General features: G+C 74.5%; 12 protein-coding genes. 6 read left to right on the forward strand and 6 right to left on the reverse strand.

Annotated features, from left to right (window positions below; all coding sequences use genetic code 11):
• Positions 1-318: 318 nt before the first annotated feature.
• Positions 319-441: a type B 50S ribosomal protein L36 gene (gene ykgO / locus AOK09_RS00930; RefSeq protein WP_055585144.1), complete on the forward strand. Its 123-nt coding sequence runs from the start codon at positions 319-321 to the stop codon at positions 439-441.
• Between the two features lie 147 nt (positions 442-588).
• On the opposite strand, the gene pcaB is transcribed toward ykgO, so the two are convergent.
• Together pcaB and AOK09_RS00940 are read right to left on the reverse strand one after the other, a co-directional pair.
• Positions 589-2025, reverse strand: a complete 1437-nt coding sequence (gene pcaB / locus AOK09_RS00935; protein WP_055585145.1) for a 3-carboxy-cis,cis-muconate cycloisomerase — start codon at positions 2023-2025, stop codon at positions 589-591.
• Positions 2022-3983, reverse strand: a complete 1962-nt coding sequence (locus AOK09_RS00940) for an FAD/NAD(P)-binding protein (protein WP_079062618.1) — start codon at positions 3981-3983, stop codon at positions 2022-2024. The genes pcaB and AOK09_RS00940 overlap by 4 nt, the downstream gene beginning before the upstream one ends.
• Before the next feature lie 269 nt (positions 3984-4252).
• Between AOK09_RS00940 and pdxR the strand changes: the two genes are divergently transcribed.
• Positions 4253-5671, forward strand: a complete 1419-nt coding sequence (gene pdxR / locus AOK09_RS00945) for a MocR-like pyridoxine biosynthesis transcription factor PdxR (RefSeq protein ID WP_055585146.1) — start codon at positions 4253-4255, stop codon at positions 5669-5671.
• Between the two features lie 114 nt (positions 5672-5785).
• Here the strand turns inward: pdxR and AOK09_RS00950 are convergent, their stop codons facing one another.
• On the reverse strand, positions 5786-7150 hold the full coding sequence (locus tag AOK09_RS00950) for an SGNH/GDSL hydrolase family protein (RefSeq protein ID WP_055585147.1): 1365 nt from the start codon (positions 7148-7150) through the stop codon (positions 5786-5788).
• Between the two features lie 653 nt (positions 7151-7803).
• Between AOK09_RS00950 and AOK09_RS00955 the strand changes: the two genes are divergently transcribed.
• On the forward strand, positions 7804-9027 hold the full coding sequence (locus tag AOK09_RS00955; RefSeq protein ID WP_079062619.1) for a PP2C family protein-serine/threonine phosphatase: 1224 nt from the start codon (positions 7804-7806) through the stop codon (positions 9025-9027).
• A 116-nt stretch (positions 9028-9143) separates the two neighbouring features.
• Positions 9144-9383, forward strand: coding sequence for a DUF5302 domain-containing protein (locus AOK09_RS00960; protein WP_055585148.1), 240 nt, complete (start codon positions 9144-9146; stop codon positions 9381-9383).
• A gap of 39 nt (positions 9384-9422) precedes the next feature.
• On the opposite strand, the gene AOK09_RS00965 is transcribed toward AOK09_RS00960, so the two are convergent.
• Both AOK09_RS00965 and AOK09_RS00970 read right to left on the reverse strand, forming a co-directional pair.
• Positions 9423-10229 carry a class I SAM-dependent methyltransferase gene (locus tag AOK09_RS00965; RefSeq protein ID WP_055585149.1) on the reverse strand — a complete coding sequence of 269 codons (807 nt, stop codon included), beginning with the start codon at positions 10227-10229 and terminating at the stop codon, positions 9423-9425.
• A 125-nt stretch (positions 10230-10354) separates the two neighbouring features.
• Positions 10355-10780: a CBS domain-containing protein gene (locus tag AOK09_RS00970; protein ID WP_055585150.1), complete on the reverse strand. Its 426-nt coding sequence runs from the start codon at positions 10778-10780 to the stop codon at positions 10355-10357.
• Positions 10781-11097: 317 nt separating this feature from the next.
• On the opposite strand from AOK09_RS00970, the gene AOK09_RS00975 reads away from it, so the two are divergent.
• A complete protein-coding gene (locus AOK09_RS00975) occupies positions 11098-12120 on the forward strand; it encodes an alcohol dehydrogenase (protein ID WP_055585151.1) in 1023 nt (340 codons plus the stop codon).
• 718 nt (positions 12121-12838) lie between these two features.
• On the opposite strand, the gene AOK09_RS43350 is transcribed toward AOK09_RS00975, so the two are convergent.
• On the reverse strand, positions 12839-13531 hold the full coding sequence (locus AOK09_RS43350) for a thioredoxin domain-containing protein (RefSeq protein WP_169796976.1): 693 nt from the start codon (positions 13529-13531) through the stop codon (positions 12839-12841).
• Positions 13532-13994: 463 nt separating this feature from the next.
• Here AOK09_RS43350 and AOK09_RS00985 point away from each other — a divergent pair.
• Positions 13995-14595: WXG100 family type VII secretion target (locus AOK09_RS00985; RefSeq protein ID WP_055585152.1), on the forward strand; the 601-nt coding region annotated here is incomplete at its 3' end.

A 14595-nucleotide genomic window follows, 5' to 3' on the forward strand; every position in this document is an offset into this window, starting at 1 on the left:
CAGGAGACGAGCACACCGTCGCAGCCTCGCCCACGCCCGTCCCGGCCGCGGCCGCCCCAGCTCTACCCACCCCGGGACGCCCTGCCCCCTGGCATGCCGGACCGACGGAGAGCCTGGGCGCTTCGGCGGGCAGGCCCGGGCAGTGGGCAGCCCGCGGCCCGCGGGGGAGGGCCATGCCCCTCCACGCCACCCGGCCGGCGATCACCCCGGTCGGCGTCACCCGGACCTGCGAGCCGCCGAGCGATCCGCCGGAATCCCCAGACCGGTGACGCTGTTGGAGGACGTGCCAGTCCCCGTCCACCAAGAGGGAGGACGCCCATGAAGGTCCGAAACTCGCTCCGGGCGCTCAAGAGCCGGCCCGGCTCCCAGGTCGTGCGGCGTCGCGGCCGTGTCTATGTGATCAACCGGCGCGACCCGCGGATGAAGACCCGGCAGGGCTGAACTGCCCGGAAACGCAGCCGTGCGGGGCGCGGCACGGCGGGAGGCCGTGCCGCGCCCCGCACGACGGCAGGCCGTGCCGCAGCACCGCTGCGGCCCGGCGCGTTCGGGCTGGGGGCTCGGCCCCAGCCGTACTCCCGCCCTCCGGGGTCACCCCGAGGCGTCGTCCGGCTCCGACAGCGTCTGCTCCACCAGCGCCCCCGCGGCCCCGGTGTACCGCGCCGGGTCGCAGAGCCCGTTCAGCTCGGTGGCGGTGAACAGACCGGCGGCCCCGGGCAGCCGCAGCATGACCTCCGACAGCGGCAGCCCCGAGCGTGCCGCCTCGGCGGACGCCTCGCTCAGCAGCTCCTTGGCCGCGGCCTTGCCCAGGCGGGGCGCCAGGGCCGCACTCAGCCGCTCCGAGACGATCTGCCCCGCGGTGAGGTCCAGATTGGCGCGCATCCGCTGCGGATGGACCGCCAGCCCCTCCGCCAGCTCCACCGCCGTGTGGGCGGCACCGCCCGTCAGCCGCAGGACCTCCCGCAGCAGCTGCCACTCCGCGTGCCAGCCGCCCGCCGACCGCTCGTCCTCGGCCAGCAGACACTGCGTCAGACCCGTCGCCAGACAGGGGACCTGGAGCGCCGCACTGCGGATGAGCGTGGCCAGCACCGGGTTGCGCTTGTGCGGCATGGCGGACGAGGCCCCCCGGCCGGCTGCGGACGGCTCCGAGACCTCCGCGATCTCGGTCCGGGAGAGCGTCTGGACGTCGACCGCCAGCTTGCCCAGCGCCGCGGCGGTGAAGGCCAGCGCGGCGGCCAGGTCGGCGATCGGGGTGCGCAGCGAGTGCCAGGGCAGCGCGGGTACGGCGAGCCCGGTCCCCGCGGCGAAGCCGGACACCAGCCGCCGTACGTAGCCGGCCTCGTCGAACTCCCCGGCGGGCCCGTCGATCCGCGCGTACTCCAGATAGCCCGCCAGGGTGCCCGCCGCTCCGCCGAGGGAGACCGGCAGGCCCCCGTCGGCGACACGGTCCAGCCGGACGTCCGCGTCCAGCAGCAGCTGCCGCCACCCCGCGGCCTTGAGCCCGAAGGTGGTGGGGACGGCCTGCAGCGCCAGGGTCCGCCCGGCCATCGGGGTGTCGCGGTGGCGGGCCGCCAGCTCCTGCAGTGCGGCCGCCGCACGGGAGAGGTCGGCGCGGATGATCCGCACCGCCCGCGCGCACACCAGCATCGCCCCGGTGTCCAGGATGTCCTGGCTGGTGGAGCCGCGGTGCACGTACTCCGCCGCCGAGGGGTCGTCCGCGGCCACCTCCCTGGTGAACGCCTGCACCAAGCCCACCACGGGATTGGCGGTCTCCCGCGACGCCAGGGCCAGCGTCCGCAGGTCCAGGCGTTCCGCCCGGGCCGCCGCGCTGATGCTGTCCGCGGCCGGCTTGGGGACGGTGCCCAGCGCGGCCTGCGTGCGGACCAGCGCGGCCTCCGCGTCCAGCATGGCCTGCAGCCAGGCCCGGTCGCAGACGGCCGCCTCCACCGGGGTCCCGGCCCGGACCGGGGAGAGCAGACCGGCGTCGCACAGGACGTCCGGCTGCTCCGTACCGGGTTGCGGACTCATATGTGTGCTCCCATGCTGTCCGGGGCCTCGGCGGCCCGTGCGTCGCCGTGCCCGTCGAGGTGCAGCACGGCCTGTGCTATCGCGTCGGAGTCCCCGAGGGTCACCGAGTCGACCCCGGGGCGGATGCCCGCGGCGGTCACCCAGTGCACCGCCTCGGTGGGCACCCCGTGGGCGAACCGCCGGGGGTGCGCGAGGCCCTGCGCGTCCACCAGCCGGTACGGCCGCTCCGTCACCGCCATCCCTCCGGTCTCGTGGCTCGTTCCGCAGGCGCCGTCGATCCGGAACGGGACCGCCTGTCCCGTGTCGCGGAGGTAGCGCATCAGGGGGTCGGCGGTGCGCCGCAGATCGGGTTCCGGCAGCCGTGCCTCGATCAGTGTGGTGGCGCGGACCGGGGGACCCGGCACCAGCCGGCTGCCGGCCACGAACGCCGGCCGCTGCCCGTCCACATGGACGTGCAGCCGCGGGCCGAGGAGCTCCAGCACTCCGGCCTCGATCAGCGCGGTCATCTGCTCGATCCGCGACGGCGGCGGCCCGATCGACAGGAACGCGTTCAGGGGTGTGTACCAGCCGTCGAGGTCGTCCCGATGGGAGTTGCCCTCCAGCCCGCCGTGGTCGACCGCCAGCCGTACCTCGTTGCGCAGGTCGCGCAGCACATCGAGCGCCGCCTTGACCGGCCCGTGGACATTGCCCGCCATGGCCTGTTCGACGTCGCGGGCGAGATAGCCCAGCAGCCAGGAGCGGAACTGGCCCCGGTGCTGGAACTCGATCCCCTCGTGCGGGAAGGCCAGCCGGTCCCAGTCCCAGCGGTCCTCCCTGGCGATCCCGTAGGCGCCGAGGATCTCACAGCGGTGCTCCTCGTCCGGCGCCGCCAGGTACAGCTCCACGAAGGGCTCCCGGTCGGCCCGGCGGCCGCGGGTGTCCAGCAGGCAGCCGTAGTAGACGCTCTCCACCTCACGGGCGATCAGCGGCCAGACGTCGGTGCCGAAGCCGGCCGGCTCCCCGGCCTGGGCCCGGGCACGCAGCCTCGCCACGAAGTCCGCGGTGAGCAGCCGCGGGGTGTACCGGCCCGACGCCCCCTTCTGGTTCTCACCGCGGGCGTGGTACGGGATGCCCCGCCGTGAGCCGGCGTACAACTGCGGCTCCCGCCCCGACGGCCGGTACACCAGCCGGCCCGCCCGGCGGACGAAGCTGCCGCCGCGGCCCGCGGTGAGCAGTGCCATGTGGTCGAAGAAGTTCAGGCCGAGACCCCGCAGGACCACCGGTTCACCGGGGGCGATGCCGGAGAGGTCGAGGTCGGCCGGGTTGGCGGGCGGGAGATAGGTGAGGCCGTGCGCGGCGGCCTGTTCGGACAGCTCCCGTTCGGCGGGCGTGAGGGACGCCGGGACGTGCCCCTGCGACAGGACCACGGCGGCGATCGCGTCCAGCCGGGTGCCGTCCTCCAGCAGCACGGTCTGCCGTCGGCCGGGATCCCCGGCCCGGTCCCAGAGGGCGACCGCACGGGTGCGGTGGACCACGACGTCGAAGCCGACGGGGGCCTGTGCGCAGACCCGCTGGAACATGGCCCGCAGATAGGCGCCGTAGAACGCCCGGGTGGGATAGCTGTCCGGGCCCAGCCGCTGCGCCTCCCGGAGGACCGGGTCGTCCGCGGGCCGCTGCGGGTCGCGGGCGACGGCGGCGGCCCAGTCGTACAGGGCCGGCCCCGGCACGACCGGCCCCTCGATCCGTACGCTGTCGTCGGTGAAGACGGTGATCTGGGAGGCCACCGTGTTCATCAGCAGTTCCTGGGACTGGTCCGTGCGCCAGACGGCCCCGGCCCCCGCCGGGAAGGGGTCGACGACATGCACGGTGGCCCGCGGTGTCGTGGGCGCCACGCAGGCGCGGGCGATCAGGCGCTCCAGTACGGACAGCCCACGCGGGCCGGCCCCGATCAGGCAGATGGCGAGAGGTTCGGTGGTCATGGAAGAGCTCAATCCCCCTTGAACAGTTGCCTGCCGAGCACCTGCAGACGTCGTCGGGCGACCGCCGCGATCGTCATGCACGCGTCGTCTCCTGTGTCCACGGCTCACGGTAGGTGCGCGCGGCAGCCACGATCGGTCCACTTGGCGACCAACTGAATGGACCAGTTCGGCGGCCGCTGCCCGCTTTCCGCAGGTCGCAGACGTGCTGCGGTCCACCGGCGGCCATCCCGCCCGCCGGCCGGCACCCGGCCCGGGGCTAGGGTCACCCCATGTCCAGTGAATGGTCCACCTCCTCGCTCGATCTCCATCTGGATGCGGACCTGAGCCGGCGGCACGGCCGGTCGCAGCGGCTCGCGGCGGCGGTCCGCGCGGCCATCGAGACCGGACGGCTCCCCCCGGGGGCGCGGATGCCCTCCACCCGCAGCATGGCGCAGGACCTGCAGGTCGCCAGAGGTACGGTGACCAGCGCCTATGAGCAACTCGCCACCGCCGGCTATCTGGAGGTCGTCCACGGCTCGGGCACCCGGGTGGCGGACCTGAGGGCCCGCCCTGACGCCCGGGAGGAGGGGACGCCCCCCGCCGCCGGGCCGGCGCCCCGGTGGAACCTGCGGCCGGGGCTCCCGGACGTCACCCTCTTCCCGCGGACCGCCTGGGTCACCGCGACGCAGCGGGTGCTCAGGGAGGCGCCCGCGGAGGCCCTGGACTACGGCGACCCCCGGGGGCGGCCCGAACTGCGCGCCGCTCTGGCGCACTATCTGGGCCGCGCCCGGGGTGTGGTCGCACAGCCGGAGCGGATCGTCGTCTGCCACGGCTACACCCAGGCGCTGGGCCTGCTGGCCAAGGTGGTCGCCGGCCTCAAGACCCCGACCATGGCCTTCGAGGACCCCTCCTACCCCCTGTTCCGCGAGATCGTCCGCACCGCGGGCCTGGCGACGGTGTCCGCGGAGGTCGACGAGGAGGGCCTGCGGGTGGACTCCATCGGCCCCGCGCGGGCGGTGGTGGTCACACCCATGCACCAGTACCCGCTCGGGGTGGCGCTCTCCCGCGCACGACGGGAGCAGCTCATCGCCTGGGCACGCGCGGCCGACGGGGTCGTCATCGAGGACGACTACGACGGCGAGTTCCAGTTCCACCCCAAGCCCAGCGGCGCCCTGCAGGCACTCGACCCCGAGCGGGTGGTCTACGCCGGGACGACCAGCAAGACCCTGGCGCCGGGCCTGCGGCTGGCCTGGCTCGTCCTGCCCCGCGACTGGGTGGAGCCGGTGGCGGTGGCCAAGCGCATCGCCGACCAGCACTCGGCGGCGCTGGGCCAGATGGTCCTGGCCCAGCTGATCTCCTCCGGCGCGTACGACAGGCACATCCGCCGCTGCCGGACCCGTTACCGGGACCGCAGGCAGCGGCTGGCCGCGATCCTGGCCGAGAAGGCACCGTCGACCGAGATCGTGGGACGCAGCGCGGGCCTGCACGCCCTGGTCCGCTGGTCCCCGGAGGGGCCGACCGAGCGTGAGGTGCTGCAGGCCGCCCGGCGGGAGTCGCTGGCGCTGAGTGCGCTGGGCGACTACTGGGCGGCGGAGGGGCCTCACGCACCGGGGCTGGTGGTCGGCTATGCGACGCCGCCGCAGCACGGGTACACGGGTGCGCTGGAGGCGCTGACCCGGGCGCTCGACCGGGCCTTCGGCCGGCGGTGACCCCTCGGCCAGGGATGGTCCCGGGCCCGGACGTGCGCTGCCCCTGGTGCTCCGCGGGGCACCAGGGGCAGCGTCGGTCCTGCCCGCACCGCAGGCGGTCAGGAGATCGGGCGACTACCGCAGACCGAGGTCCAGGGGCGCCGGCTGCTGCTTGAACAGCCAGGTGGGCACCGCGGCGGCGAGCACCCCGTAGCCCTGCGGGTTGAGGTGCAGATGGTCACCGACGTCCAGCGTGGCGGAGATCTGCCGGGGGTTCTGCGGGTCGCGTACCGCGCGATCGAAGTCGATCACGCTGTCGAACCGCCCGCTGGTGCGGATCCAGGTGTTGACCGCCTCGCGGGACGCCTCGCGGTACCCGTCCGGGTCGTCGTAGCCGGTGTTGCCGCCGAACGGGGTGAGCGTCGCCCCGTACACCCGGATGCCCTGCGCGTGCGCACGCGTGATGATCTGGCTGTAGGCCGCGATCACATCCGCCGTCACCTGCTTCTGGGCCGCCTCGGTGGCGTCGGCCGTGCCGATGTCGTTGACGCCCTCGAAGACCAGCAGCCAGTCCACACCGCTCTGCGCCAGTACGTCGCGGTCCAGCCGGGCGAGCCCGCTGGGGCCGAGGCCGTCGTTGAGCAGCCGGTTGCCGCCCGCGGCCTGGTTGACGACCGCGACGCCGGCCGTCTCGGGCCGGGACCGCAGCCGGTCGAGCAGCTGGTCGGGCCAGCGGTCGTTGCCGTTGGTGGTGGAGCCCCGGCCGTCGGTCAGGGAGTCGCCGAGCATCACGGCCGCGGAGGTGGTGCGCTTGGACCACACCTCGACCCCGCTCAGGAAGTACCAGTGGTCCACGTGCGGCGCGCCCGGCAGGTCGGCGTCGGTGAGGTGGTCGCCGGTCTGCATGTAGGTGGTGGTGCGGGAACCGGGGTGCGAGGTGATGGAGGTGGACGCCTGCCCGTGGGCGAGGTAGACGGTCACCGTGATGTCGGACCCGGCCCTGAGGTCGAAGCCCAGCGGGTCGGTGACCATCTGTGCCCCGACCGGGATGGACACCGACGTCCGGCCGTCGAAGGTCACTTTGCGCTGTGTCCCGGGCTGGATGGCGCTCACACCGGGCTTCCCGTCGGCGGGCAGCGCGACCGACACCGCGGTGATCGGCAGCGCCGCCCCGCCGAAGGCGTTGGAGAAGCGCAGCCGCATGTTCTGCCCGCCCACCGACACATGCACGGTCTGTCGCACCGTGGTGTTGTCGAAGACCAGGTTGTCCTGGGTGAACGGCGCCGGCGGCATGTTGCCGGGCTCCGTCAGCTGGGGCATCGACACCCAGGTGTCCACCCAGTGCCCGCCGGCCGCGTCGGCGCTCCTCGCCTCGGCCCGCTGCGACGAGGCGGCCGAACGCTGCGCCCCGATGGCCGAGCCCAGTGTCGAGGCGCCGACCAGGGTGGCTCCCAGAGCGCCGGCGACGGCCAGGCTGAGGAGGGTTGACCTACGGTTCATGGATCGCGTGTCCTTCCTGGGGGACCGCCGCGGCGGCGGCATGCAAACGTTTTCACGGCGCGTCGGCCGGGGTCATCCGACGGGTGTCGGGCATCAGTCCTGTTTCGTCCGACGTTTGCCTGACGGCTGCGGCGCCGTCCGCCGTCGGGGGACGCGCCCGCGGCTCAGGGACGGCACCCGACCCGGGACGGCGCAGCGCGCCCGGGCTGGGCGGCGCAGGGAGCGTCGGGCGGGCCCGCCGGGAGAAGGGGGACGACAGCGCTCGGGCCGGCGCGGTGTGCGCCCGGGGCGCCGCCCCCGGTCCGGAGGCGGACGGGAGGGGTGTCCTCCCTGGCCAGGGCCCGCCGGTCGCCTGGTTCACCGACCCTCCGGGCATTACCCGGGCCCGCGAGGCGGGGCCGCCGGCGCGGCCTGGGGAACGGCCCCGGCGGAGCGGCCGCCGGTCGCCGGGGCGGCGGGACTGGGCAGCGGGGGGTCGGATGCGGCAGCGACGGCGGACCTCTCCCGCGCGACGTCGCCCGTCCCCGGCACCCATGGATGCCGGAAAAGTACTGCCAGGGAAGATATGCCGGGCTTTATCACGTTCGTACACTGAAACCGAACGGGGATTCTCACCGGCGCGCCGCACCGGGGCGCGGGAAGGGAGAACCGGCATGCGCTTCCCGTCTCGGCTCCCGCCGACACAGCGAAGGAAGGCTGGGCAGGAGTACGTCGGGCCGCGCGGCTACGCCTGGACCGCCGGGGCAGCCGGAGTGGCCGGGCTGATCGTCGCCGTACCGGTCGCCGACCTCTATCTGCCGCCGGACATCCACATCGCCCATGTCCTGGTGGTCCCCATCGCCTTCGTCGCCGCCTTCGCCGGTGCCCGGCTGGCCGCTCTGACCGCCCTGCTCGCGATGCTCTCCCTGCTCACCGCGGCCCTCGAACGGCACACCCTCACCACCGAGAACGTGCTGGTGCAGATGAGTTCCCTGTTGCTGCTCTCGGTGGTCCTGGTCCTGGTCAGCCGCCGGCGGGAGCGCCACCGGAGGGAGGCCGCGCGTCTGCGCAGGGTCTCCGAGGCGGCACAGCAAGTGGTGCTGCGCCCGCTGCCGCGCCGGGCCGGAGAGGTGTCCATCGCCTCCGCCTACCGCGCCGCCGAAGCCTGTGCCGGCGTCGGCGGCGATCTCTACGCGGTGGCCCGCACCAGCGACGCCACACGGCTGCTCATCGGTGACGTACGGGGCAAGGGCCTCGGGTCGATCGGCGACACGGAGACCGTCCTCGGGGCCTTCCGCGCCGCCGCCCACCGCCAGTCCCCGCTGCCGGAACTGATGGCCTCGCTGGAGGCCAGCGTGCGCTGGGGCCTGGCGGAGTCCTCCGCCCTCGACACCGACCCGGAGTCCGATGTCGGCGAGCGGTTCGTGACCGCGGCGGTGGTGGAGATCCCCGACGGTGAGCCATGGGTGCACGTGGTCAACTGCGGGCACCTTCCCCCGCTGCTGCTGCACGACGGCGCCGTCACCGCCCTGGACGTCGCGGATCCGGCGCCGCCGCTGGGTCTGGGCGGACTGGCGGACAGCTCGTACGCCACCACCACCTTCAGCTTCGCCCCCGGGGACCGGCTGCTCCTCTACACCGACGGCGTCACCGAGGCCCGCGACCCTGGCGGCAGCTTCTATCCGCTCCAGGAGCGGATCCCGGCCTGGGCGGACTTCTCCCCGGAGTCCCTGGTGCGGGCGATGACCGATGATCTGCTGGCCCATGTGGCGGCCCCGCTGGGCGACGACATGGCTGTGATCGCGCTGGAGCGGGAGGAGCTGCGGCCCTCCGTGGAGACGCCGCGGATCGAGGGCGTCCCCGGGCAGTTGCGGGCCAGCCGGACGGGGATGGTCTGAACCGGCCGTCCTCCGTCGGGGTGTCCGGTTCGCCGGGGGTACGGGGCTGCGATGCGGCCCCTGGGCGCCGGGCGTGACAGTCTTGGGCTCCGACCGTTCGAACCCAGGAGGCCTACATGGCTGTGGAGCCCGAATCGTACGAGGGTCCCGAGTCCGTCCTGCCCGACAGCGCGCAGCCGGAGGAGGGTGTCGACACGGGCGACGACGTGAAGCGCCGCTTCCGGGAGGCACTGGCACGCAAGCAGGGCGGGCGCGCCAACGCCGAGGCGGGAGGTGCGGGCGCCGCCTCAAAGATCCATGGGGCGCACGGACCGGCAGCGAACCAGCGGTCGTTCCGCCGCAAGAGCGGCGGCTGAGCGCACCTCCGGCGCCCCGGCCCCCGGGCCGGGGCCGGATCAGCGCCGGGCCCGGGCCGGCAGCGCGGCGTGTGGCAGCGCCAGCAGACCGTCGGGCCCAGTGAACTCGGCGCTGAGCAGATCGAAGTGGCGCTTGATCTCCGTACGGACCCCGGGGGCCTGACCCACCACGACCTGGCCGATGGAGGCCACCCCGGCCGCCGGGCCACTCCACCACTCCTGTGCGGTGGCCCGGTGGTCCCACCGAAGCGTCTCGCAGCGGGCGTCGCGCAGACCGGCTGAGCCGAGCAGTGCGCAGAGCCCGTCCTCGGTACGGGGAAAGTCGTCCTCGGGCGCCAGTGCGGGCAACCGCGGCGGCCGTACCGCCCCTGCGGCCTGCACCGCCCGGCCCAGCAGGGCCTGGCCGGCGGCCGCCGGGGCGGCCCAGATCGTCAGGGCGATCAGCCCGCCCGGCCGGACCACCCGCCGCAACTCGGTCAGCGCGACGGCGGGCCGGCCGACGTGATTCAGCACGAAGTTCCCCGTCACCGCGTCGAAGGCGGCGTCAGGGAAGGGCAGCTCCGGCAGGACCGCGACCCGTACCTCCGCCGCGGGGGCGGCCCGTGCGGCCAGCTCGACCATCCCCGGCTCGGCGTCGACCGCTGTCACCCGGGCACCGCGGGCGCAGGCCGCCGCGGCGACCGTCCCGGTCCCCGTCCCCACATCGAGCACCCGGACGCCTTCCCGGACCTCTGCGGCGTCCAGCAGCCACGGCACCGGATGGGCGCAGAGCGCCGCGAAGCTCCCCGCGTACGCCGCCGCCCGCCCCGCCCAGGTCCGGCGCTCGCACTCGTCGAAGACCGTCATCGTCAGCGCATCTCCCGGTGTACCGCCGACCCGTGTCCCGGCCCGGCCCGGGCGGGATTGTAGCGGGGTGCGGGCGGGTGGTCCGGCGCTGCGGGACCGCCCCGGGGGCCGCCGCGGTGTGCCGGTCAGTGGTTGGCGGCGGCGCACTGCAGCGCGACGAGCACCTCCTGCGCATGGGGGGAGGCGGCGACGTCCGAGAGGGAGAGCAGTCCGACGAGCCGGCCCTCCTCCACCACGGGGAGCCGGTGGAGGGCATGGGCGCACATCAGCAGTGTCGCGTCGCAGACGGTGGCGTCGGGGCCGACGGTCACCAGGCTTCCCGAGGCGGCCTGGTGTGCCGTCGTGGCGCCCGCGATCAGGCCCTCCGCCGTGACGCGGACCGTGATGTCGCGGTCGGTGATCACGCCGTGCAGGGTGTCGCCCGAGGTGACCAGGACGCAGCCGACGTCGGCGTCGCGCATACAGGCGGCCACGTCGGTGAGCGAGGTGTACGGCGGGACGGTGACCAGCTCGGTGGTCATCAACTCGCGGACCAGCTGCACGGGGTTCATCGTCGTCCTCCTCGGTGGTCGCCGCCGCCCGCCCGGCGCGGCCGCCGCGACCGGGTGGAGGTGCCGCGGGGCGGCGTCGTTGGTGCCGGCGCGGCCGCGCCCCCCGGACGCTGCGACCCCTTCCATCGTGCACACGCGAAGCGGTGGACGCGCACCCTGCGGCGGCTGCGCACCGTGCGCGCCCCGTTCACCCTGCGCACTCGGGCGGGCCCGCACCCGGGCGGCCCCGCGCCCGGCTCGGCGCGCGCGGTGGCGGCACCCGGTCGAGAATGGGAAGCAATCCCCCACCCCCGCCGAACCCTTCGGAAGGTCCCACCATGTCCGTCATGCGGGTCGCCCAGGTCACCGAGCCGGGCGGAAGGTTCGAGGTGGTCGAGCGCGAGCTGCCGCAGCCCGGCCCAGGCCATGTGCGCATCGCCGTGGAGGCGTGCGGCGTCTGCCACACGGACGCGGTCTTTGTGCACACCCCGTTTCCCGGGGTGACGTTTCCGCTGGTCACCGGACATGAGGTGGCCGGGCGGATCGATGCGGTCGGGGACGGTGTGCAGCGGTGGCAGGTCGGCGAGCGGGTCGAGGTCGGCTGGTTCGGCGGGCAGTGCGGGTACTGCGTCCCGTGCCGGCAGGGCGACTTCATCGACTGCCTCAACCTCAGGGTTCCCGGCTGGGCCTACGACGGCGGTTACGCCACCCACATGGTCGCCCCCGTGGAGGCACTGGCCCGCATCCCCGACGGTCTGTCGGCGGTGGAAGCCGCCCCGCTGGGCTGCGCCGGGGTGACCTCGTTCATGGGCCTGCGGAGCAGCGGCGCACGGGCGGGCGACCTGGTCGCCATCCTCGGGATCGGCGGTCTGGGGCACCTCGGTGTCCAGTACGCCACGAAGATGGGGTTCGAGACGGTCGCCATCGCACGTGGCGCCGACAAGGAGGCCCTGGCCCGGCAGCTGGGCGCGGACCACTACATCGACAGCACCGCCGCCGACCCGGCCGAAGCCCTCCAGGCCCTGGGCGGCGCGGCGGTGGTGCTGGCCACCGCGGCCAACGCGGACGCCATGAGTGCCACCGTCGACGGTCTCGCGCCGAGGGGCCGGCTGGTGGTGATCGGCATCACCCCGGACCCCGTGAAGGTCACCCCGGTCCAGCTGGTCGGTGCCAGCCGTTCGGTGCAGGGGCACCCGTCGGGCACCGCCGCGGAGGTGGAGGAGACCATGGCCTTCAGCCTCCGGACCGGGGTCCGCGCGATGATCGAGACCGCCCCGCTGGCCGACGTCAACGAGGCCTTCGACCGCATGCTCTCGGGCGCCGCGCGCTTCCGGATGGTCCTCACCGAGGGCTCCGGCTGAGCGGAGGCACCTGGGCGGCCGGGCCGCCCAGGTGCGGTGGGGCGTCTCAGGCCCGGAGCGCGGCGGGACGCGGCGGCTCGGGGGCCGCCCGGGATGTGCGCGGGACGTCGTACGGGACAACCCGGGGCTCCACAGGGACGGTGAGACACGGCCTGACGGGGCGTCGGTTGGCCGTGTCCCCGCGCCGCGGGCCGCCGGACCCGGCCCTGTCGTCCTCCCACCGCCCGGACGGAACGTCGACATGGGTGACCGTTCCGCCGGGCGCCGCGGACGGCTCGGGGCGCTGCCCGCAAGGTCCCCGGAGACCGGGCGGGCCGGCTCGTACCCGGATCCCGTACGGGGCGGTGTGAGGTCAGCAGGTCCGTGACCGCCTTCGCGGTGTCGCGGCGGCGACCGGTGAGATACGGCCGGCCCGGACCGCTCCGGTCCGGGCGATCGAGGCGTGGGCGAGGCTCTGGAACAGCGGGTTCTCCAGGAACACCGTGCCCGGCCCCCCTGCGGGCCTGCGGCGGCGCGTCCTCCCGGTGGACCGGTGCCCCCACGGAGAACGGAGTCCGCGGCCGTCCTCAGCGGGGCGCGGGGACGGGGGCCGCGCCGGGTCGCCGCTGTGGAGGTACGACTGCGTCCACGCCGTGGAATCGACCACGGCGTGGACACAGGCGGTACTGCTAGCGGCCGCTCGGGAGGCCGGAGGGCGGCCGCCCGTCCCGGACCTGGCTCACGGCTTGTGGTTGACCAGGTTGGTGAGGCCCTGCTCGATCGCGGCCTTGGACCTGACGCCGGCCATGGTCTTCACCACCGTGCCGCTCTGGTAGACCTTGAGCGTCGGGACCGAGGTCACATCGGCGGCGGCGGCCGAGGTCGGGCTGTCGTCGATGTTCAGCCGGACCACGCGCACCTCGGGGTGCTCGGCCGCGACCTGCTGGAGGACCGGGTTGAGCTCCCGGCAGGAGTTGCACCACTCCGCCCAGTAGGAGACCAGGACGGTCTTGTCGCTGCGGAGGACCACCTGCGCGAAGTTCGCGTCGGTCGCGGCGTGGACGGTGCCCTGCGCGGTGCCGGGCTGCGAGCCGGCGACGGCTTCCGGCACGTGCAGCATGCGGCCGGTCCGGAGCCGGGTGGAGGCGCCCATCCCGTTGAGCTGCTGGAAGTCCCGCACGGTGGTGCGGTAGCGCATGGCCAGCCCGTACAGGGTGTCGCCCTGGTGGACGACGATGTCGTTCCGGCCCGACGCCGTGGGGGTGCTGGGCTTGACCGCCCCGGTGCCCGGACCGGGCCTGAGGCCGCCGGAGGGTGCGGGGGTCGGGGCCTCCGCCAGTGCCGGGGCCGCACCGGCGAGCAGCGTCGCGGCCGCCAGGGCGGCGGTGGCCGCAAGCTTGGGTATGTGCTTCTCGATCGCCTTCTTGGGCATGACTCCTCATCTCGATCGATGTGAGCTGGTTTCAGCCTCCCGGGCGACGCGCGGACGGTGGTCGACACCGGCCCTGCGCGGGTTGCTCACCGGGGCCCGGACGGCTGAGTGAGGCGTTCCACCTCTCAGCCTCGGGGGAGTGCGGGCCGTCCGGCGATCGGGGTTAGTCCATTCGGGACGCCGAGCCGGTGGCAGCGGCCGCGACCGGCCGTACGGGCGGCCGAACCGCGGCGCGGCCCCTGCGGCCGGCACCCGTCCGGGTGTTGCGGCGCCGCGGGCGGTCACCGCGTGCGGCCCAGGGCCCGGGAGGCCGGTTCCGGCGGCCGCCACCGGCCGTACGGGCGGCCCCTCGCGGCCCGGGGGGTCGCGGCGGGCAATCACGGCCGCTCACCGGAACTTCCGTTCCGCCACGGGGCGTCGTGGGCTACGGTCGGACCCGCGGATTTCGGACGGGGAGGGTGTCGTGGCGATCGAGCTGCCCGGCGAGGTGGTGTCGTTCCTGCAGTTCATCGGGATCAACTGGCCTTCGGTGAACGAGGACAAGGTGCGTGAGTTCGCCTCGCATGTGCGGGAGTTCGGGCAGAGCGTGGAGTCGACCCACCAGGACTCGACGGCGACCATCAAGCAGTTGGGCCAGGCCTACGAGGGTGCGTCCTACGAGGCGCTGCTCTCCAAGTGGGCTCAGCTCTCGGACAGTCACATGACCGAGCTGGTGCAGGCCTGCCAGGTGGTGGCGACGGCGCTGGACGCGGCGGCCGACGTGATCGTGGCCATGAAGGTGGAGGCGATCGCGGAGCTGGTGGCCCTGGCGGCGGCGTTCGTCGCGGACCAGGCGGCGGCGGTGGCGACGCTGGGTGCGGCCGAGGCGGCGATGGTGCTGATCGAGGAGGCGGCCGAGAAGCTGGTCAACTTCCTTGAGCAGCAGCTGGAGCAGTACATCATCGGCCAGGTGATCGAGGCCGCGATCGATCCTCTGGTGGAGGTGGTCGGGCGGGCGGTGTCCGGGCTGGTGTTCCAGGCCGCGGAGTCCGCGCTGGGGGTGTCGGTCGACTCGGGGGCGGCGG

This window comes from Peterkaempfera griseoplana, from assembly GCF_001418575.1.
Taxonomy (GTDB): Bacteria; Actinomycetota; Actinomycetes; order Streptomycetales; family Streptomycetaceae; genus Peterkaempfera; species Peterkaempfera griseoplana.

Excerpts from the sequence above, each read along its gene's own strand:
- pdxR (WP_055585146.1), top strand. The coding sequence starts at position 4,253 with ATGTCCAGTGAATGGTCCACCTCCTCGCTCGATCTCCATCTGGATGCG.
- AOK09_RS00950 (WP_055585147.1), bottom strand. The coding sequence starts at position 7,150 with ATGAACCGTAGGTCAACCCTCCTCAGCCTGGCCGTCGCCGGCGCTCTG.
- AOK09_RS00970 (WP_055585150.1), bottom strand. The coding sequence starts at position 10,780 with ATGAACCCCGTGCAGCTGGTCCGCGAGTTGATGACCACCGAGCTGGTC.
- AOK09_RS00975 (WP_055585151.1), top strand. The coding sequence starts at position 11,098 with ATGTCCGTCATGCGGGTCGCCCAGGTCACCGAGCCGGGCGGAAGGTTC.
- AOK09_RS00960 (WP_055585148.1), top strand. The coding sequence starts at position 9,144 with ATGGCTGTGGAGCCCGAATCGTACGAGGGTCCCGAGTCCGTCCTGCCC.
- AOK09_RS43350 (WP_169796976.1), bottom strand. The coding sequence starts at position 13,531 with ATGCCCAAGAAGGCGATCGAGAAGCACATACCCAAGCTTGCGGCCACC.
- AOK09_RS00955 (WP_079062619.1), top strand. The coding sequence starts at position 7,804 with ATGCGCTTCCCGTCTCGGCTCCCGCCGACACAGCGAAGGAAGGCTGGG.
- pcaB (WP_055585145.1), bottom strand. The coding sequence starts at position 2,025 with ATGAGTCCGCAACCCGGTACGGAGCAGCCGGACGTCCTGTGCGACGCC.
- AOK09_RS00965 (WP_055585149.1), bottom strand. The coding sequence starts at position 10,229 with ATGACGGTCTTCGACGAGTGCGAGCGCCGGACCTGGGCGGGGCGGGCG.
- ykgO (WP_055585144.1), top strand. The coding sequence starts at position 319 with ATGAAGGTCCGAAACTCGCTCCGGGCGCTCAAGAGCCGGCCCGGCTCC.
- AOK09_RS00940 (WP_079062618.1), bottom strand. The coding sequence starts at position 3,983 with ATGACCACCGAACCTCTCGCCATCTGCCTGATCGGGGCCGGCCCGCGT.